Genomic DNA, 18,558 nt, shown 5'->3' on the forward strand with positions numbered 1-18,558 from the left:
GGCGCTGGCGCCCCCCAACCCCCGGGGCGCGGCCCGCGCGCCCCCCCCCCGTCCGTTCATTCCCGCCGGCCCGCGGGCGGCCGCTGCCTTCACCTGCCTTCAGGGATGTGGAGCCAGGCTCTTTACTTGGTGGTGCCGATGTTCAGGTAGTCGTACTCACCCGAGAAGCCCGAGGTGGACACCAGGTTGGTGGCGTTGTCCGGGCGGTACAGGAAGACCTTGAAGTAGGTCAGCGGGACGTAGACCGCCTGGTCCATGATCTTCTTGTCGATCTGGCCGTAGATCTTCTCGCGCGCCGACTGGTCGGTGTTGGCGATGGCGTCGTCGAGCAGCTTGTTGACCTCGGGGTCGTTCAGCTGGGCCAGGTTGCTGTTGCCGGAGGCCTTGATGGCGCGGCCGTCGGAGATCTGCTGCAGGAAGCCGTAGCCGGTCGGCCAGTCGGCGCTCCACTGCATCATCATCAGACCGATGTTGTGGTCCTGGGTGAACTGCGGGACACCGGCGGCGTCCGAGAAGTACTTGCCCTGCGCGTACTTCTGGATCTCGACGTTGATGTTGATCTTCTTCAGCGCGGCCTGGATCGCGGTCGCCGCCTGGACCTCCGGGTCGCGCTCGGTGCGGGCGGTGATCACGGTGCTGAAGCCGTCCGGCTTGCCGCAGGCCTTGAGGGCGTCCTTGGCCTTGGCCTCGTCACCCTTGTTGCCGTTGGTCGCCCAGGTGTTGAAGTCCTGGTGGCCCGGGACGTCCGGCGGGAGCACGGTGTTGGCGACCTGGCCGCGGATCGGGCCGCCGAGCGTGGTCTGCACGGAGACCTTGTCGATCGCGTACTGGACGGCCTTGCGGCACTCCAGGTTGTCGAACGGCGCGACCTTGCTGTTGATCGCGACGTACGCCAGGCGGCCGCCGTAGGCGTTGTCGGTGTTCGCCTTGAGCTTCTGGTTCTGCAGGATCTGCGCCTGGGTCTGCGGGTCGACGCCGCTGCCGACCAGGTCCACCTGGGCGTTGCCGGCGATCAGGTCCTTGTCGATGGTGGACTGCTCCATGCCCATCCGGACCACGATCTTGTCCGCGAGCTGCTTGCGGATCGGGTCGGTGCTCGGGTCCCAGTTGGTGTTCGGCACCAGGATGAGCTGCTTGCCGTCCTCGTAGGACTCGAACTTGTAGGCACCCGAGGCGACCACGTGCTTCACGTAGCCGGCGCCGTCGTCCTTGGCCTGCGGGACCGGGACGGTCTGCGGGGAGCCCACCAGGTAGTCGAAGTCCGCGAACGGCTGCTTCAGGTGGAAGACGATGGTCAGGTCGTCCGGCGTCTCGATCGAGTTCAGGCCACCGGTCTTGTCCTTGTACGGGCCCTGGTACGGGGTCTCGTTGTCGACCAGCAGGTCGTGGAAGTAGGTGGGGCCGTTGGAGTTCACGTCCGACGCGAAGTTGGAGCGCTCGACGGCGTACTTGACGTCCTTGGAGCTGATCGGGGTGCCGTCGTCGAACTTCAGGCCCGCGCGCAGCTTGTACGTCCAGGTCAGGCCGTCCGCGCTGGCCTTGCCCAGGCTCTCGGCGAGGTCCGGGACCAGCTTGTTGCCGTTCGAGCCTGCGCCCGGGGCGAAGGTGGTCAGCGGACGCCCGTACAGGCGCGAGAAGTTGTAGATGTAGGCGTAGTACGTGTTGCCCGGGTCGAAGGAGTCCGGGGCGCCCTTCATCTCGTAGGTGACCGTCCCGCCCTTCTTGTCCGAGGCGTTGACGATGCCCTTGGTGGCGGCGTCGGCACCGCCGCCACCGGCGCTGCTGCCGCTGGCGGAGGAGGACGAGCCGGAGCCCTTGCTGCCGGAGGTGCAGCCGGTCACGATCAGGACCGCGGCGGCTGCCGCCGCGGTCAGGGCGACGGTACGGGACCTGCGCATGGGTGAGATCAACCCCTTGAGGATGGGAAGGAGGGAGGGCCTGACGTTGCGTCAGTTGCTCTTGGGATCGAGGGCGTCACGCAGCCCGTCGCCGAGCAGGTTGAAGGCGAGCACGGTGAGGAAGATCGCCAGACCGGGGACCACCATGTACTGGGGGTCCACCTGGTAGTACTTGATCGCGTCCTGGAGGATCCCGCCCCAGGAGGCCTGCGGCGGCTGGATGCCGACGCCGAGGAAGCTGAGGCCGGCCTCGAAGAGGATGTTGGTCGGGATCAGCAGGGTCGAGTAGACCAGGATCGGACCGACCAGGTTCGGCAGCAGTTCCTTGAACAGGATGAACGGGCCTCGGGCGCCCAGGCTGCGGGCCGCGTGGACGAACTCCCGCTCGCGCAGCGACAGCGTCTGTCCGCGCACGATCCGGCCCATGTAGGGCCAGTTGAAGAAGCCGATCACGAAGATCAGCACCAAGATGTGCAGCGGGAGGCCGTGCAGGCCGAACGCGCCGCCCTGCAGCGAGGTCGAGATCGCGATGGCGAAGAGCAGCAGCGGGAAGGCGAGGAAGACGTCCATGATGCGGCTGATCACGGTGTCCACCCAGCCGCCGTAGTAGCCGGCCATGACGCCGAGCACGGTGCCGATCGTGTTCGACAGCAGGGTCGCGCCGAAGGCGACCAGCAGCGAGACCCAGGAGCCCTCGATCACGCGGGAGAGCAGGTCACGGCCCTGGAGCGGGTCGACGCCGAGCGGGTGGTCCCAGCTCATCCCGCCCCAGTCACCGAGCGGGATGCCGCCCAGGTTGGCGTCGAGCAGGTCCTGGTTCAGGGCGTCCGGGTCGAGGCCGAACAGGGCCTCGATGGGCTTGGCCAGTACGGCCAGCAGGATCAGCAGGATCACCACGACGCCGCCGGCGACGGCGAGTTTGTCGCGCTTGAAGCGGGTCCAGGCGATCTGGCCGAGGGAGCGGCCCTCGATCTTCTTGGCCGGGCTCGCGGGGGCGGGTGCCTCCGGTTCGTTCCCGGTGGTTGCGATGGGTGCGGTCATGGTCAGTTGGTCCCCTCGCCGACGGTGGCCGGCCCACGGGCGCCGGTCACCGGTTCGGCGGTACGGCTGCGGACGTGCGGAGGTGCTTGGAACGGGTGTTCGCGGCAGTACGTCGTGCACGGGTACTGCCCCAACGCGGGATGGGCTTCGCGTGGTTCTGGCGGTCGGCGTGCGCGTTCACCTTCGTGGGGTTCCCAGTACGCGCGGTGCGTTGCGCAGAACTCTCTGCCATCCGAACTCGCTTGCGCCAGCCCTGACAACCGACAGATGCCCAACTGTGATCTGTGCGCATGCACCTCCTACGCCTTCGGCATATCCCTCTTCACACGGCTGTATCAGGCATGTCAAGGTGATCGACGGTAACGGCCGGAAGTTCGTCCGGAAAGCACCGAAGCCGACCTGATGCAAGATCAAGTCGGCTTCTGGAAACAGGTTTTGGTTGTCAGCGCCCCGGGTATCCGGGCCACGGCTGCTGCGGCTGCCCGGTCCAGCCCTGCGCGGGCTGCTGCGTGCCGTAGCCGTAACCCGGCCCCTGCTGCGCAGGGTACGGCGGAGGCGGCACCGGCGGGTACGGGCCGGTCGGCGGGCGTCCCGCCTCCCGGTCGAAGAACGGGCGCGCGTGCGCCCGCATCCACAGCGCCACCGGGTCGTACTCGTCCGCCATCGCCACCGTGGACACCGCCAGCCCCTCCGGGGCCACCGCGATCGCCCGCTGCATCAGCGCCCGCACCGCCTCCACCGCCGGCGGCGAACTCTCGTACAGCTCCAGTCCGATCGCCAGGTACGGCTCCCCCACGGCCGGCTGCACCCAGGCCCGGCGCAGCGCCCGCACCGCACGCACCTCACCGGCCTGCCGCTCCAGCAGCGCGAAGAACGGCTGGGCGTTCAGCTGCGGCTCACTCAGCTTCAACGGCCCGGCCGGCAGCCGCTCCAGGCCCGCGGCGATCCGCCGCAGGTCCGCCCAGGGCACCCCGACCCCGCCGCCGGGCGCATGCGGGTTGAGCCACAGCCCCCAGCGGGTCCGGTACAGCGAAGCGGCGATCTCCCGCCCGGAGATGACCTCGTGGGCCCGCGCCCAGCCGGACGACGCCAGCTGCTCGGACGAGGTGACGGCCGGCGCGTAGCCGTGGCCGCTGATCTCCATGTTCCCGTACTGGGCGTCCGCGCTGCCCGGCGTGCCGTGCCACAGCAGCATCCAGACCTGGCCGTCGGCCAGTGCGTGCAGCAGTTGCTCGTACGCCTCGTAGCGCTCCGGCGCGACCTCGCGCAGGGTGCGCTCCAGCGCGCCCGGATCCGCTCCGGGGCGCCCGGCGGGCGCCTGGCCCCAGGGCCCCGGTGCACCGCCCGCTACCGCTCCCGCACTCATGCGCCCACCTCGCCGCGCCTCTTTCCTCAAGCCTGCCGGCCCGTCGGCCGTCTGCACGCACCCTATGGCGCGGCACCGGCCACCGCCACGGCGACGTGCCTCCGATACGAACCCCGCTCAACCCCGCGCGTAGAAAGGGAGTACCCGGGTGAGCAGCCACTCGACCACCGGGTCATCGGCGAGATCGAGCAGTACGAGGTGGACGCCCCCCGGCAGCGGCGCGGTTCCCAACGCGCGGCCGAGCGCCTCGTTCACCGCGCCCGGGTCGGCCGGGGCCGCCTGGTCCAGCTGGACGCCCACGAACATCACGGTCGGCTCGCCCTCGATGCTGGCGAGCGCCCGCCGCGCGGACAACACTCCGGGCAGGGCGGAAAGTTCGGCCCGGCAGGCGGCCAGGAAGTGCTCCGGGTCCTCCCCCGGCACCGGCTCGCGCAGCGCCACCCGGCCACCGGTCGGCGCCTCCGGCCCCTGGCCCTGACTCTGGTTCTGCTCCTGGATCCGGCCCTGCTCCTGGTCGGCCAGGCGCTCCTCGCGCGGGCCGCGCCGAAGCTCCGCCACACCCTGCGGCGGCACCGGGATGCCCACCGCCGCCTCCGGGTTGACCGCGATGCCCACGCCCAGCGGCAGCCCGCGGGCGAACTCCCAGACCGGCGCCACCGCGAAGGCCATCCCCGGCGCCTGCCGCAGGAACACCTCCTGCGAGGAGAACACCGGCACGTACGGCTCGCCGGCCAGCTCGATGGTCGGCAGGTCCAGCGCGGGCCCCTGCGGGTCGCCGCCGGCCGGCAGCGGGATCCACACCTGGCTGCGGGCCAGCACCTCGACCACCCGCGGCGTCGCACCCGGGTCGCCCAGCGCGGCGGTCAGCACCTGCTCCAGCTCGTTGGCCGGCCACCCGCCGCCCGGCGGCGCCGACTCCGGCCCGCCCCACCCCTGCTGCTGCTCCACCGGGTACCCCATGCGCGCCTGATCCGCCCTCTGCCGGTCGGCCGCCCTCTGCTGCGCCGACGCGCAGCAGTCTAGGGCTGTGCCCGAGGTGGCGGGGTGTGACCGGGTCCCCTCTCCCGTCGTCGGCGCGGACGTGCCATGATGTGCGCGTTCGACGGCGCGGCGCGCCGGCGGACCGACAACTCCATACCGGCCGCTCGAACCCGCGCGGGAGAGCCCGGAGTGCCCCGTCAGGCGGCACAGCCGGCGCCGAAGGAGCAACTCCTCCCCGGAATCTCTCAGGCCCCCCTACCGCACGGGTTAGGCACATCTGGAAAGTGGCGCACGGCCCTGTCGCGCGCCCACCCACGGTGCAAGCCACCATGCTGTCCTGGATGCTGGAAACAGCTGCGGGCAGGTGGGCGGTGAAGCTCTCAGGTTCGACGACAGATGGGGAGACCCACGCCGCCGCATGCCCGCGCGCAGGGTCGGCCCCCCAGCGGGTCCGGTTCCGGCGCGTGCACCCATGAGTGCCCAGACCGAGGAGTTCCAGGCCATGTCGTCCCTCCGCCTCACCGCGCTCGACGCGCTGCACCGCGCCCTCGGCGCGACCATGACCGACTTCGCCGGCTGGGACATGCCGCTGCGCTACGGCAGCGAGCGCGAGGAACACCTCGCCGTCCGCACCCGGGCCGGGCTGTTCGACCTCTCCCACATGGGCGAGATCACCGTCACCGGCCCGCAGGCCGGCGAGATGCTGGACCACGCGCTGGTCGGCTTCGTCTCCGCGCTGGGCGTGCTGCGCGCCCGCTACACCATGATCTGCGCCGAGGACGGCGGCATCCTGGACGACCTGATCGTCTACCGCCTGCGCGAGGACGCCTTCCTGGTCGTCGCCAACGCCTCCAACGCCCAGCTGGTGCTGGACGAGCTGATCGCCCGCGCCAAGGGCTTCGACGCCGTCGTCACGGACGACCGCGACACCTACGCGCTGATCGCCGTCCAGGGCCCGGAGGCCACCGCGATCCTGGCCGGGACCACCGACGCCGACCTGCCCGGCCTGAAGTACTACGCGATCCTCCCGGCCCAGGTCGCCGGCCGCGACGTGCTGCTCGCCCGGACCGGCTACACCGGCGAGGACGGCTTCGAGATCTTCTGCAACCCGGGCGACGCCGAGGGTGTCTGGCAGGCGCTGACCGCCGCCGGCGAGAGCCGCGGCCTGGTCCCGTGCGGCCTGTCCTGCCGCGACACGCTGCGCCTGGAGGCCGGCATGCCGCTGTACGGGCACGAGCTCTCCACCGACCTGACCCCGTTCGACGCGGGCCTGGGCCGGGTCGTGCGCTTCGACAAGACCACCAACGAGGGCACCTTCGTCGGCCGCAAGGCGCTGGAGAGGGCCGCCGCCGAGGCCGAGGCCAACCCGCCGCAGGTGCTGGTCGGCCTGGTCTCCGAGGGCAAGCGCGTCCCGCGCGCCGAGTACACCGTGGTCTCCGCCGACGGCGCCCCGATCGGCCGGATCACCTCGGGCGCCCCGTCGCCGACCCTGGGCCGGCCGATCGCGATCGCCTACGTGGACGCGGCCCACGCCGCCCCCGGCACCGCCGTCGCGGTGGACGTGCGCGGCAAGCACGAGCCGGTCGAGGTCGTGGCGCTGCCGTTCTACAAGCGCGCCCGCTGAGGCCGGGGGCCTCGCTCGCCGAGGCCCCGCCTTCCCCGTAGACCCGGGCCTGAACCACGCCCGACCCAGGCTTGAGCCACGCCTGATCCAGGTCCGACCCAGGTCCGATCCCATGCCTGAACCATGCCTGAACCACGCCTGATCCGCGTCGAAGCCGTCCGTGCGGCGGCCCGCTTCGTCGTACCCGCTTCCCATCCTGGAGAATGACGCCATGAGCAACCCCCAGCACCTGCAGTACACCAAGGAGCACGAGTGGCTGACCGCCATCGAGGGCGGTGTCTCCACGGTCGGCATCACCGCCCACGCGGCCGACGCGCTCGGTGACATCGTCTACGTGCAGCTGCCCGAGGTCGGCGCCGACGTGACCGCGGGCGAGTCCTGTGGCGAGCTGGAATCGACCAAGTCGGTCAGCGACCTGTTCTCCCCGGTGACCGGGAAGATCGTCGAGATCAACCAGGACGTCCTGGACGACAACAGCCTGGTCAACAGCGCCCCGTTCGAGGGCGGCTGGCTGTTCAAGGTCCAGGTGGAGTCCACCGACGAGCTGCTCAGCGCGGACGAGTACACCGCCTTCATCGGCGGCTGACCCGCTCGTGACGGGGCGGCCGCAGCGCGGCGGCCGCCCTGCCAGGCTCCCCCCTCTCTGCTCCCGTCTCTCTCCTCCCGGGAAGACCACACCATGACGGTTCTGAACCAGTCCCTGCACTCCCTCGACCCGGAGATCGCCGCCGCGGTCGACGCCGAGCTGCACCGCCAGCAGACCACCCTGGAGATGATCGCCTCCGAGAACTTCGCCCCGGTGGCGGTCATGGAGGCCCAGGGCTCGGTACTCACCAACAAGTACGCCGAGGGCTACCCCGGCCGCCGCTACTACGGCGGCTGCGAGCACGTCGACGTGGTCGAGCAGATCGCGATCGACCGCATCAAGGCCCTGTTCGGCGCCGAGCACGCCAACGTCCAGCCGCACTCGGGCGCGCAGGCCAACGCCGCCGCGATGTTCGCGCTGATCAAGCCGGGCGACACCATCCTGGGCCTGAACCTGGCCCACGGCGGTCACCTGACCCACGGCATGAAGATCAACTTCTCCGGCAAGCTCTACAACGTGGTCGCGTACCACGTGGACGAGAAGACCGGCCAGGTCGACATGGCCGAGGTCGAGCGCCTGGCCAAGGAGCACCAGCCGAAGCTGATCATCGCCGGCTGGTCCGCCTACCCGCGCCAGCTGGACTTCGCCGCGTTCCGCCGGGTCGCCGACGAGGTCGGCGCGCTGCTGATGGTGGACATGGCGCACTTCGCCGGCCTGGTCGCCGCCGGCCTGCACCCCAACCCGGTGCCGTACGCGGACGTGGTCACCACCACCACCCACAAGACCCTGGGCGGCCCGCGCGGCGGTGTCATCCTGTCCAAGGCCGAGTACGCCAAGAAGATCAACTCCGCGGTGTTCCCCGGCCAGCAGGGCGGCCCGCTGGAGCACGTGATCGCCGGCAAGGCCGTTGCCTTCAAGGTCGCCGCGTCCGAGGAGTTCAAGGAGCGCCAGCAGCGCACCCTGGAGGGCGCCAAGATCCTCGCCGAGCGCCTGCTCCAGGCCGACGTCGCCGAGGCCGGCGCCTCGGTGCTGTCCGGCGGCACCGACGTGCACCTGGTCCTGGTCGACCTGCGCAACAGCCAGCTCGACGGCCAGCAGGCCGAGGACCGCCTGCACGAGGTCGGCATCACGGTCAACCGCAACGCCGTCCCGAACGACCCTCGGCCGCCGATGGTCACCTCCGGCCTGCGCATCGGCACCCCCGCGCTCGCCACCCGCGGCTTCCAGGCCGAGGACTTCCGCGAGGTCGCCGACATCATCGCCGAGGCGCTCAAGCCCGCCTTCGACGAGGACGCCGCCACCGCGCTCAAGGCCCGCGTCACCGCGCTGGCCGAGAAGTACCCGCTCTACCCGAACCTCTGATCACTGCGGTGATCGTTCGGGCGGGGTGACCGGCCTCACCCCGCCGCGGCACCTGGGATCCCGGGGCACCGCGCACACTGGACAGTGCGCGCGGTGCCCCGACCCGTGTCGTCCCCCGCCCGCCAGTCCTTCCACGAGACCAGACAAGGACGTCCCCCGTGGCCATCAGCGTCTTCGACCTCTTCTCCATCGGCATCGGCCCGTCGAGTTCCCACACCGTCGGCCCGATGCGCGCCGCCCGGATGTTCGCCCGACGCCTGCGGTCCGAGGACCTGCTCGCCCAGGTGGCGAGCGTGCGCGCCGAGCTGTACGGCTCGCTGGGCGCCACCGGCCACGGCCACGGCACCCCGAAGGCCGTCCTGCTCGGCCTGGAGGACAACTCCCCCCGCACGGTCGACGTCGACCAGGCGGACAAGGACGTCGAGCGGATCACCACCGAGAAGCGGCTCAACCTCCTCGGCACCCACCCCATCGACTTCGACCTGAGCACCCAGCTGGTCCTGCACCGCCGCCGCTCGCTGCCGTACCACGCCAACGGCATGACCATCTGGGCGTACGCGGCGGACGGCTCCACGCTGCTGGAGAAGACCTACTACTCGGTCGGCGGCGGCTTCGTCGTCGACGAGGACGCCATCGGCGCGGACCGGGTCAAGCCCGACGACACCTCGCTGCGCTACCCCTTCCGCACCGGCGAGGAGCTGCTGCGGCTCACCCGGGAGACCGGGCTGTCGATCTCCGGCCTGATGCTGGAGAACGAGAAGGCCTGGCGCTCCGAGGAGGAGATCCGGACCGGGCTGCTGGAGATCTGGCAGGTCATGCAGGAGTGCGTGCGGGCCGGCATGTCCCGCGAGGGCATCCTGCCCGGTGGCCTCAAGGTCCGCCGCCGCGCCGCCGCGGCCGCCCGCGCGATGCGCGCCGAGGGCATCGGCCCGGCCAACGCGATGGAGTGGGTGACCCTCTACGCGATGGCGGTCAACGAGGAGAACGCCTCCGGCCGCCGGGTGGTCACCGCTCCGACCAACGGCGCGGCCGGGATCATCCCCGCCGTCCTGCACTACTACCTGAACTTCATCCCGGGCGCCGACGAGGACGGCATCGTCCGCTTCCTCCTCGCGGCCGGCGCCATCGGCATGCTCTTCAAGGAGAACGCCTCCATCTCCGGCGCCGAGGTCGGCTGCCAGGGGGAGGTCGGATCCGCCTGCTCGATGGCCGCCGGCGGCCTCGCCGAGGTCCTCGGCGGCACCCCCGAACAGGTCGAGAACGCCGCCGAGATCGGCATCGAGCACAACCTCGGCCTCACCTGCGACCCGGTCGGCGGGCTCGTCCAGATCCCCTGCATCGAGCGCAACGGCATGGCCTCCGTCAAGGCCGTCACCGCCGCCCGGATGGCCCTGCGCGGCGACGGCCGGCACCACGTCTCGCTCGACAAGGCGATCAAGACGATGAAGGAGACCGGCGCCGACATGAAGATCAAGTACAAGGAGACCTCGCGCGGCGGCCTCGCCGTCAACGTCATCGAGTGCTGATCACACCCGCTGTCGCCTGAGCCCCCGGACCCGTCCGGGGGCTCTCGGCGTTCCGGGGCGCCCTGGGCGGCGGGGCCACCGCCGGCCTCACCCCGGCCCTGCTTCCCGGCGCCACCCGACGCGCCCGCTCAGGCCACTCAGGCCGCTCAGGCCGCTCAGGCCGCGAACGGGCGGACTCGCCGGGCGTCGCGCAACGCCTCAGCCCACCAGGCGAGTTGGTCGAGCATGGTCTTGGCGGCGACGTCGGCGGCCGGGTCGAGCGGCTGGCCGTCGGCGCCGAAGCACTGGGCGGCGCCGTGGAAGCTGACCGTGTTGCGAATCGTCATGGCGTTCAACTCGGCCAGCACCACTCGCAGTTGCTCGACGGCGCGCAGACCGCCGGAGAGGCCGCCGTAGGAGACGAAGCCGACCGGCTTGCCGTGCCACTGGCTGTTGTGCCAGTCGATGGCGTTCTTCAGCGGGGCCGGGAAGCTGTGGTTGTACTCGGGCGTGACGACCACGAAGGCGTCGGCGGCCTCCAGGCGGGGCGTGACGGCGGCGAGCAACTCAGCGGCGCCCGGCTCCAGTTCACCACCGAAGGACGGGAAGGTGGTCGGCAGCGGGGTCTCGACCAGATCGATCAGGTCGGCGGTCATGTCGCCGCGCGCGCCGAGGTGGCCGAGCAGCCAGTCCGCGACGACGGGCGCGAACCGGCCGCTCCGGGTGCTGCCGACGACGACCGCGACCTTCAGGCCCTTCTCCGAAACGTCCTTGGCCATGGATATCCCCCTCCGGGACGATGTGTACAACGTATCTGCCAGATACAACGTACACATCGGCGCGTACGCCGTCTACTTCCGATACGCCGTACACTCCGGTGGTACGGTGAGAGGACCCCAGCCGGAAGGAACCCGCCGTCATGCCCGCCCAGCAGGCCCCCGCCGGGGACGACGACCAGACCAAGCCCCAGGCCTCACTCTGGGAGCGCCTCGCCCGCCCGGCCCCCGCGCCGCGCACCACCCTCACCCCGCACCGGATCGCCGAGGCCGCGATCGCGATCGCCGACGCCGAAGGCCTCGACGCCGTCACCATGCGCCGGCTCGCCACCACGCTCGGCGTCGCCCCGATGGCCGCCTACCGATACGTCTCCGGCAAGGACGAACTCATCGACCTGATGGTCGACTTCGTCTACGGCGAACTCCCCCGGGGCACCCCCGCCACCGGCTGGCGCGACACCATGCGCACCCTGGCGCTCCACCTGCGCGCCATGAACCTGGCCCACCCGTGGATCGTCCGCGCCGGCGCCGTCCCCCTCACCCCCAACCAGCTCGCCATCCCCGAACGCGCCTTCGCCGCCCTCGCCGACCACGGCCTGGACGCCGACACCACCATGGCGGTCTTCCGCACCGTCACCGGCTACGTCCACGGGTCCGTCGCCGCCGAGCTCGCCCTGCGCACCCTCCAGCGCGAGCACGGCTGGTCCGACGGCGACGAGACCCGCGCCGGCCTCGCCCCCCGGATGTCCTTCCTGATGGACACCGGCCGCTACCCCACCTACCAGCGCTACCTCCACGAGGCCACCCGCAAGGACGACCCCACCTGGCAGTTCGAAACCGGCCTCGACTGCGTCCTCACCGGCATCGCCACCCACCTCGACATCTGAGCGCGACCTGGCCCTCAGGTGGGTGGGTAGGGGAAATTATGTAGACCGGTCTACCTTTCACGCCCGGAATATGCAGACCGGTCTACCTTTTCAGCGCTCCCCCACCCACCTCCCGCGCAGGAAGTCGGCCCCGCCGACTTCCTATGCGCCCCAGCCCTCCACGAACACGCCCTATGTAGACCGGTCGATATATTTTCCCCGGGCCCCCTCGGACACTCGATCCCGGCCCCGCGCACAGGAAGTCGGCCCGTCCGACTTCCTACTCCGCGGAGAGCTCCCCCGCGACGAGCAGCCGGTACCCGTAGTCCATCTGCTCCTGGTCGAGGAGTTCGGCATGGCGGCGGTGCCAGGCGCCGGATTCGAGATCGGCGCGCAAGCGGGCGATCGCCGGCTGCACCACCGCGGGCGGCAACTGGGCGAAGGTCGAGCTGGCCAGCCGGACGACCGGGTCGAGGTAGAACTCGGGCCGCCGCCAGTAGGCGATCTGGTAACCGTCCGTGAAATCGTGCGGGACGGGGAAGGGCAGCACGGTGTGCGCGTCCAGCGCATCGACGACCTGGGCCAGCGATGTGAAGCGGCTCTCCTCCAGCTCCCGGATCTCGGGCAGGTACTCCTCCAGCAGCCACAGTTGCGGACGGTGGGCCGGATCCCAGGTGAAGACGACCTGCCGCCGGGCGACCCGCCGCAGCTCCGCGAGGCCCCGTTCGGGATCCGACCAGTGGTGGACGGTCATGACGGCCATCGCCGCATCGAAGGAGCCGTCCGGGAAGGGCAGTTGCTCGGCTCCGGCCTTGACCTTCCGGCTCCCCGGGTGCTGGTCGAGCATGACCTGGGAGGGGTCGACGGCGGTGACGGCGGCGCCCTCGGGCTCGTAGGATCCGGCGCCCGCACCGACGTTCACCACCGACCGGGCCCCCTGGAGGGCGGCACCGATCAGGGCGTGCAGTCGGGGATCGGGCCGGCGGATGGCGCGGTAGCCGACCCCGATCCGGTCGTACGTCGCCTGCGGTCGGCTGTCAGTGGTCTCTTCCATGCGGTCAAGCCCACCAAGCGGGGCGCCCGGCGGCAAGCGGTTCGGCGCAAGAGCGGGGAAAGCACGGCGCGTTGGCCCACCGTCCACCGTCCACCGACCGCCGGGCGGCATCGGCGATCGGAAGGCAGGGCCGGGCGGCCGGTCACGAGGCACCGCCAACCAGCGGCACCGCACAGGAAGTCGGCCCGTCCGACTTCCTGTGCAGGTGCCGCCCGCAGGTCAGCGACGGCGGGTGCCCACGGGCACGGTGAGGACGGCGAGGCCCGCGGCCAGGATGGCGAGGCCGCACCAGGAGACGGCGGGGAGGCGTTCGCCGAGGACGGCGACGCCGAGGAGGGCGGCGACGGCGGGTTCGGCGAGGGTGAGGGTGGTGGCGGTCTGGGCGGAGGTGCGGCGCAGGCCGTGGCCGAAGAGGCGGTAGGCGAGGAAGGTGGTGATCACGGCGAGGTGGAGCACCACCGCCGCACCGCGCGGCGAGGCGAGCCACCGCAGGTCGCCGAGGAACAGCACCGGCAGGACGAGCAGCGCGGCCGCGCCGAACATCGCCCCCATCACCCCGGCGGACGGGTGCCCGCGCGAGATGAGCTTCCCGCCGATGAGCGAGTACACGGCGTACGAGAGGCCGGAGAGTGCGGCCAGCGCCACCCCCACGGTGTCTACCGCCGAGCCGCCGCCGGTGAGTTCGGGGCCCAGCACCAGGACGGCACAGCCGACGACCGCCGTCACCGTGGCACAGGCCCACCGGCCGCTCGGCCGCCCTTGCCGGGTGAGCCAGCCGAGCAGGCCGGCGAAGACGGGGGCACTGCCCAGTGCGATCACGGTGGCCACCGCCACCCCGGCGCGGGTCACCGCCGGATAGAAGGTGACCGGGTAGCCGACCACTGCGACGGCGCCGACGGCGAGTTGCCACCGCTCCCGGCGGCCGCAGGCCCGGGGCAGCGCGCGGGCGCTGCGGGTGGAGAGGAAGAGGAGGAGGCCGCCGAGGACCAGCGCGGCGGCGCCGATGCCCGCCGAAGGGGCGCCGTCGGGTGCGAGGGAGCTGGCTGTCCCGGTGGTGCCCCACAGCAGTGCGGCGACCAGGATCGGGACCGGCCCGCCGAGCGGGCTGGTGCGGCGGGCGGCGGGGGTGGTGGTGGCCAGGGTGGGCGCGGGCGTGGAGGTGCGGTTCGGCACAGTCGTGAACTTCCGTCGTCGAAGACCGTCAGGGGAGCTGGTTTCGCAACGGGCACACACGGCAGCCTCCTGGCGGCCGGAGAGGGCCGCAGCAGGGAGCGCAGGGGTCAAGCCACCGGCGTGTGTGCCCGATCAGGCGCAGAGCGGTGGCAGCACGACGTGCCAGTACAGGTTCACGGGCCTGATGCTACCCGGCAGTTCCGGCGGGGTGGGGTTCACGGAGGAATTGGCGGCCGGGCGACGAAGCACCGGAGGCTCGACGGCGAGGATGGTGAATATTCACAGGCGACAGCGTGAACCTATGCAAAATCCAAAGGTGAACTAGGTTACAAACCTTTCAATCCAAGTCACCTGGTTTGCCCACATGCTGAGATCCGTGCGATAGTCGAAGCAGCCCAACGGCGGGCGGCACAGCACGCCGGCCTGGGCGTGGAGACTTCGGCTGGCCCGACCTGGCACGGCCGACGCCCATCGCGCGGCACGCACCCCCTTGGCCGGCGCGATGACTTGCAGGGGCCCCCATCCGCCGGACCACGGCGACTTCGGGGGCCCTGCGCGTTTTCCCGGGAACACCCGGAACACCCGGAAGGGTCAGTGCCGCTCGCGGACCTTCAGTTCGAACCAGACGCCCTTGCCGCGCGGCAGCAGGTCGGCGCCCCAGCGGTCGGCCAGGTCGTCGATGACCCGCAGGCCCCGCCCCCGCTCGGTCACCGGCTTCGGCTCCGCGAGGATCATGCAGGGCAGCGCCCGGGAGGAGTCGCGGACCTCGACGCGGAGCCAGCCCGGCTTGCGGATCACCTGGAGCCCGATAGTGCGTCCGGCGGCATGCCGGACGGCGTTGGAGACCAGTTCGCTGGTGAGTAACTCACCGGCCTCCAGGTGCTGATGGAGGTCCCAGGACTCCAGGACCGACAGCACCAGTCGGCGGGCCACCGGGCCGGTCTCCGGCCGGGACGGCAGTCGTACCTCGTTCGGCACGGACTGATCGCTCAGCCTGCCGCAATACATCTCCTCCAGTTCCTCCGAGCTGAGCCGCTCCAGCGCCGCCAGCGCGCCCTGGACATCGATCCACGACGCCTCGGCGACCAATCCGGCCCCGGGAACTGATGACTGATCTGTTTCGCCCCAACCCGCCATGCGGTCCATCATTGCGGAACGCAAGCGGCCGCGTACGGACAATGAGCAAACGATCTCCTCCGAGTCGGCATATGCCGCGTGCAAGGAGACCCCGCGGAGAGTGCCAGGCGGAGGCCTGGAGGGGGCCCGGAAGGAGCCGGAAGAGGGTGGGGAGCAGGCAACCCGGGCCGCGTCCGCGTCAATCCCGGGTTGCCGTGGAACCGCCCCGACCAGGGCGGCTACCGGTCGGCCTACCAGGCGCTCCAGGGCACGTTCCAGCCACTCAGGCCGTTCGCCGGGTCGAGGGTCTCCTTCTTGGTGGAGTTCTTCACGACCACCACGTCGCCGACGATCGAGCCGGCGTAGAACTTGCCCATCGAGGTGGATTCGCCGCCGCCCTCGACGTCCTTGAGGGCGACACAGCCGTGGCTGACGTTGTCCTCGCCGATGAGCTTGCTCCAGTAATTGCCGTGCAGGTAGGTGCCGCTGTCGGTGAGCCGCATCGAGTGCGGCACCTGAAGGTCGTACGGGGAGCCGCTCATGCCAGGGAGGGTGCTGGACTGCATCCGCACCACGCCCTCCTTGGACATGACGACCATCGTGCCGTTCCAGGTCGGGTGCTCGGGCGAGCCGGAGGTGATGTCGATGTCCGACGGTTTGCCGTCCAGTTCGACGGTCATCCTGTGCGCGGCGGCGTCAACCGTCGAAATCTGAGACCGCCCGATCGTGAAGGGCTCGTCCCGGTCGGTGCCGTACACCCCAGGGGCGATCTCGACGCTCTTGAGGCGGTAGTGCACCGTCACCTTGGTGCCGGACTTCCAGTACTGCTCGGGGCGGAAGTCCAGTCGGCGGTTGCCGAACCAGTGGCCCTTGACCACGGTGCCGTTGTCGGTCTCGAAGGTGATGCCCTTCGCGACGACGTCCTTGTTCTTGACGTCCTTGCTGAAGTTCACCGAGACGATCATGCCGACGCCGTACGTCGCGTCGTTGTCCACGTTGTCGGCGGCCTTGGCGAGGGCCGTCGGCGTCAGCGTGGTGAAGTTGCTGTCCGCGCTGGCGACCACGCCGTTGGCGTCCGCGGCCATCGCACTGACCTGGTAGGCGCTGCCCACGGCGAGGCCGGCCGACGGAGTCCAGCTGGAGCCGTCGGCGGCGATGGTGCCGGGCACCTCCGCGCCCGTCTTGTCGCTGACCTTGACGGTGGTGAGCTTGCCGCCGGTCGCGCCGACCTTGAGCGCGTCGGGCGCGACGTCCACCGTGCCGGGCTTGGGCTCGATGTTCACCACGGCCTGCGACACCTTCGGCGCCGCGCTGCTCGCCGCCGCGGCGCCCGGGGAGGCCGTCCCGGCGGCCGCGCCGGCCCCCAGGTCCGCCTTGGCCGCGCTCCCGCCCCCACTACCGCCGCTCCCGCCGCCACACGCGGCCGTCAGCGCCATCGCGCCGCCCACCAGACCGACGGCCACCACTCTGCGTATCGACCTCAACGTCGATCCCTCCCTCAGAAACCCCACGAACCGAACCCCACGACCCGCAACCCGCAACCCGCGAACCGAAGCCCGCGGGCCGAAACCCCACGACCCGAAACCCCGCACAACTCCCGTGCACACGACGGACCCGACCACTACACGCGCCGGCCCCCGGAAAGGTTGCGCCATTCGGGGCCCGGTGCGCTGCGAAAACGCGAACGGCCCGACCCCAACGGGTGAGGATCGGGCCGCTCTTCTGCACCGCGCCGACGAACCGGGACTATCCGGTCAATCAGCGGGCAGGATCTACCAGTTCGCCCAGGCGACGTTCCAGCCGCCCAGCCCGTTGGAGGGCGCGACGGTCTTCTCCTTGCTGTTCACGACCTTGACCACGTCGCCGACCATCGTGTCGTTGAAGAACTTGCCCGCGACGGAGGTGTCGCTGCCGCCCTTCTCGTCCATCATCGCGACGCAGCCGTGGCTGGCGTTGGTCCTGCCGAACGGGTTGGTCGCGTTGGACCAGTAGTTGCCGTGCACGAAGGTGCCGGAGGTGGTCAGCCGCATCGCGTGCGGCACGTCCTGGATGTCGTACTCGCCGCCGAGGCCGACGGTCTGCGAGTTCATCCGGGTGACCTTCTCCTTGGACATGATCACCATGGTCCCGCTCCAGGACGGCGTCGCCTCCGCGCCCATGGTGACCGGCACGGTGGTGCTCTTGCCGCCCCGCTCGATCGTCATCTGGTGCGCCTTGGCGTCGGCGGTGGCGATCTGGGAGCGGCCGATGGTGAACGGCTCGTCCTTGTCCACGTCGCCGTAGATGCCCGGGGCGACCTCGACGCTCTTCAGCCGGTACTTGATGGTGACCTTGGTGTCCGGCTTCCAGTACTCGGCCGGGCGGAAGTCCAGCCGGTTGTCGCCGAACCAGTGGCCCTTCACCTCGGTGCCGTTGTTCGTCTCGAAGGTGATGCCCTTGAGGACGGCGTCCTTGTTCTTGACGGTCTTGCTGAAGTTCACCGAGACGATCATGCCGACGCCGTAGGTGGCGCCGTCGCTGATGTTGTCGTTGGTGGAGACCTTCTTGTCCGGCGTCAGCGTGGTGAACGTCGTGGTGGACGCGGCCACCAGGCCGTCGGCGTCCTTGGCCTGCGCGTTCACCTTGTACGCCATGCCGACGGTGAGCGCGGCGGCGGGCTTCCAGCCGATGCCGTCCGGGGTGATCGCCCCGTCGACCGGCTTGCCGTTCTTGTCGGTCACCTCGACCGTGGTGAGCTTGCCGTTCGAGACGGACACCTGCAACGCGTTGCTCGGTGCGACGTCCTGGGCGCCGTCCTTCGGCTCGACGGCCAGCACCGCGGCGGAGGTCTTCGGCTCGGCCGACGCGCCCGCCGGGGCCGCCGTCCCGCCCGCACCCGCCGTCGCCGCGGACGCCGCGTTGTCACCCCCGCCGCCCGTTCCGCCCTTGTCGTCGCCGCAGGCCGCGGTGAGCAGCAGCACCCCGCCCATGACCAACGCCATCGCACCCCTGCGCCCGTAACGGCTGGTGGTACGTATCGCGGCGTCGGCCGTCTTCCCCGTCTTCACGGTTTCTCCCCTCCCGGTATCCACTCTCTTGACGCGTTGAGTGCCCCCATGAGTTGCACCGGGCGCCGATCTTTCGCGCCGGACCAGGGCGCGCCGGAGCAGGATAGCCGGGCCGTCCGAGCGGCTCCCGGGGGGAGGTGGGTGGATCGGGGGTGAATCGGCG

The 18,558-nt window shown here is 70.8% G+C and carries 15 protein-coding genes and 1 riboswitch; of the genes, 5 read left to right on the forward strand and 10 right to left on the reverse strand.

Annotated features, from left to right (window positions below; all coding sequences use genetic code 11):
• Positions 1–122: 122 nt before the first annotated feature.
• The 4 genes from ACFV6D_RS08415 to ACFV6D_RS08430 all read right to left on the reverse strand — a co-directional run bounded on the left by ACFV6D_RS08415 (position 123) and on the right by ACFV6D_RS08430 (position 5,265).
• On the reverse strand, positions 123–1,898 hold the full coding sequence (locus ACFV6D_RS08415) for an ABC transporter substrate-binding protein (RefSeq protein ID WP_380344984.1): 1,776 nt from the start codon (positions 1,896–1,898) through the stop codon (positions 123–125).
• Positions 1,899–1,949: 51 nt separating this feature from the next.
• On the reverse strand, positions 1,950–2,939 hold the full coding sequence (locus ACFV6D_RS08420) for an ABC transporter permease (RefSeq protein WP_063347744.1): 990 nt from the start codon (positions 2,937–2,939) through the stop codon (positions 1,950–1,952).
• Positions 2,940–3,381: 442 nt separating this feature from the next.
• On the reverse strand, positions 3,382–4,305 hold the full coding sequence (locus ACFV6D_RS08425; protein WP_079135614.1) for an enhanced serine sensitivity protein SseB C-terminal domain-containing protein: 924 nt from the start codon (positions 4,303–4,305) through the stop codon (positions 3,382–3,384).
• A 117-nt stretch (positions 4,306–4,422) separates the two neighbouring features.
• The gene (locus ACFV6D_RS08430) at positions 4,423–5,265 is read right to left on the reverse strand and encodes an enhanced serine sensitivity protein SseB C-terminal domain-containing protein (RefSeq protein ID WP_063347745.1); all 843 of its coding nucleotides are present in this window, start codon (positions 5,263–5,265) and stop codon (positions 4,423–4,425) included.
• Positions 5,266–5,451: 186 nt separating this feature from the next.
• Positions 5,452–5,557, forward strand: a riboswitch (glycine riboswitch).
• Positions 5,558–5,788: 231 nt separating this feature from the next.
• On the opposite strand from ACFV6D_RS08430, the gene gcvT reads away from it, so the two are divergent.
• From gcvT to ACFV6D_RS08450, 4 genes are all read left to right on the forward strand, one after another.
• Entirely contained in the window at positions 5,789–6,910 is a 1,122-nt protein-coding gene (gene gcvT, locus ACFV6D_RS08435; protein ID WP_380558966.1) for a glycine cleavage system aminomethyltransferase GcvT, read from the forward strand.
• 211 nt (positions 6,911–7,121) lie between these two features.
• On the forward strand, positions 7,122–7,496 hold the full coding sequence (gene gcvH, locus ACFV6D_RS08440) for a glycine cleavage system protein GcvH (RefSeq protein WP_063347747.1): 375 nt from the start codon (positions 7,122–7,124) through the stop codon (positions 7,494–7,496).
• A gap of 93 nt (positions 7,497–7,589) precedes the next feature.
• Complete coding sequence (gene glyA / locus ACFV6D_RS08445) at positions 7,590–8,858, forward strand: serine hydroxymethyltransferase (RefSeq protein WP_063347748.1); 1,269 nt, start codon at positions 7,590–7,592, stop codon at positions 8,856–8,858.
• A 158-nt stretch (positions 8,859–9,016) separates the two neighbouring features.
• Positions 9,017–10,384 carry an L-serine ammonia-lyase gene (locus ACFV6D_RS08450; RefSeq protein WP_063347749.1) on the forward strand — a complete coding sequence of 456 codons (1,368 nt, stop codon included), beginning with the start codon at positions 9,017–9,019 and terminating at the stop codon, positions 10,382–10,384.
• Positions 10,385–10,539: 155 nt separating this feature from the next.
• Here the strand turns inward: ACFV6D_RS08450 and ACFV6D_RS08455 are convergent, their stop codons facing one another.
• Positions 10,540–11,142 (reverse strand): NADPH-dependent FMN reductase, encoded by a 603-nt coding sequence (locus tag ACFV6D_RS08455; RefSeq protein ID WP_063347750.1) that lies wholly within the window; start codon positions 11,140–11,142, stop codon positions 10,540–10,542.
• 140 nt (positions 11,143–11,282) lie between these two features.
• Between ACFV6D_RS08455 and ACFV6D_RS08460 the strand changes: the two genes are divergently transcribed.
• Positions 11,283–12,026, forward strand: coding sequence for a TetR/AcrR family transcriptional regulator (locus ACFV6D_RS08460; protein WP_063347751.1), 744 nt, complete (start codon positions 11,283–11,285; stop codon positions 12,024–12,026).
• Between the two features lie 259 nt (positions 12,027–12,285).
• On the opposite strand, the gene ACFV6D_RS08465 is transcribed toward ACFV6D_RS08460, so the two are convergent.
• The 5 genes from ACFV6D_RS08465 to ACFV6D_RS08485 all read right to left on the reverse strand — a co-directional run bounded on the left by ACFV6D_RS08465 (position 12,286) and on the right by ACFV6D_RS08485 (position 18,395).
• Complete coding sequence (locus ACFV6D_RS08465; RefSeq protein WP_380336670.1) at positions 12,286–13,059, reverse strand: class I SAM-dependent methyltransferase; 774 nt, start codon at positions 13,057–13,059, stop codon at positions 12,286–12,288.
• Positions 13,060–13,278: 219 nt separating this feature from the next.
• A complete protein-coding gene (locus ACFV6D_RS08470) occupies positions 13,279–14,232 on the reverse strand; it encodes a DMT family transporter (RefSeq protein ID WP_380558942.1) in 954 nt (317 codons plus the stop codon).
• A 591-nt stretch (positions 14,233–14,823) separates the two neighbouring features.
• Complete coding sequence (locus ACFV6D_RS08475) at positions 14,824–15,321, reverse strand: ATP-binding protein (RefSeq protein ID WP_244293363.1); 498 nt, start codon at positions 15,319–15,321, stop codon at positions 14,824–14,826.
• Between the two features lie 278 nt (positions 15,322–15,599).
• On the reverse strand, positions 15,600–16,832 hold the full coding sequence (locus ACFV6D_RS08480) for an Ig-like domain-containing protein (protein WP_363371983.1): 1,233 nt from the start codon (positions 16,830–16,832) through the stop codon (positions 15,600–15,602).
• 288 nt (positions 16,833–17,120) lie between these two features.
• Positions 17,121–18,395 (reverse strand): Ig-like domain-containing protein, encoded by a 1,275-nt coding sequence (locus tag ACFV6D_RS08485; RefSeq protein WP_380558944.1) that lies wholly within the window; start codon positions 18,393–18,395, stop codon positions 17,121–17,123.
• Positions 18,396–18,558 lie beyond the last annotated feature (163 nt).

The sequence above is a fragment of the Kitasatospora sp. NPDC059812 genome, from assembly GCF_042732075.1.
Lineage (GTDB): Bacteria > Actinomycetota > Actinomycetes > Streptomycetales > Streptomycetaceae > Kitasatospora.

What these genes read in the sequence shown, in the direction of transcription:
- ACFV6D_RS08425 (WP_079135614.1), bottom strand. Translation starts at nt 4,305, where the DNA reads ATGAGTGCGGGAGCGGTAGCGGGCGGTGCACCGGGGCCCTGGGGCCAG.
- ACFV6D_RS08460 (WP_063347751.1), top strand. Translation starts at nt 11,283, where the DNA reads ATGCCCGCCCAGCAGGCCCCCGCCGGGGACGACGACCAGACCAAGCCC.
- ACFV6D_RS08455 (WP_063347750.1), bottom strand. Translation starts at nt 11,142, where the DNA reads ATGGCCAAGGACGTTTCGGAGAAGGGCCTGAAGGTCGCGGTCGTCGTC.
- gcvH (WP_063347747.1), top strand. Translation starts at nt 7,122, where the DNA reads ATGAGCAACCCCCAGCACCTGCAGTACACCAAGGAGCACGAGTGGCTG.
- glyA (WP_063347748.1), top strand. Translation starts at nt 7,590, where the DNA reads ATGACGGTTCTGAACCAGTCCCTGCACTCCCTCGACCCGGAGATCGCC.
- ACFV6D_RS08415 (WP_380344984.1), bottom strand. Translation starts at nt 1,898, where the DNA reads ATGCGCAGGTCCCGTACCGTCGCCCTGACCGCGGCGGCAGCCGCCGCG.
- ACFV6D_RS08465 (WP_380336670.1), bottom strand. Translation starts at nt 13,059, where the DNA reads ATGGAAGAGACCACTGACAGCCGACCGCAGGCGACGTACGACCGGATC.
- ACFV6D_RS08430 (WP_063347745.1), bottom strand. Translation starts at nt 5,265, where the DNA reads ATGGGGTACCCGGTGGAGCAGCAGCAGGGGTGGGGCGGGCCGGAGTCG.
- ACFV6D_RS08420 (WP_063347744.1), bottom strand. Translation starts at nt 2,939, where the DNA reads ATGACCGCACCCATCGCAACCACCGGGAACGAACCGGAGGCACCCGCC.
- gcvT (WP_380558966.1), top strand. Translation starts at nt 5,789, where the DNA reads ATGTCGTCCCTCCGCCTCACCGCGCTCGACGCGCTGCACCGCGCCCTC.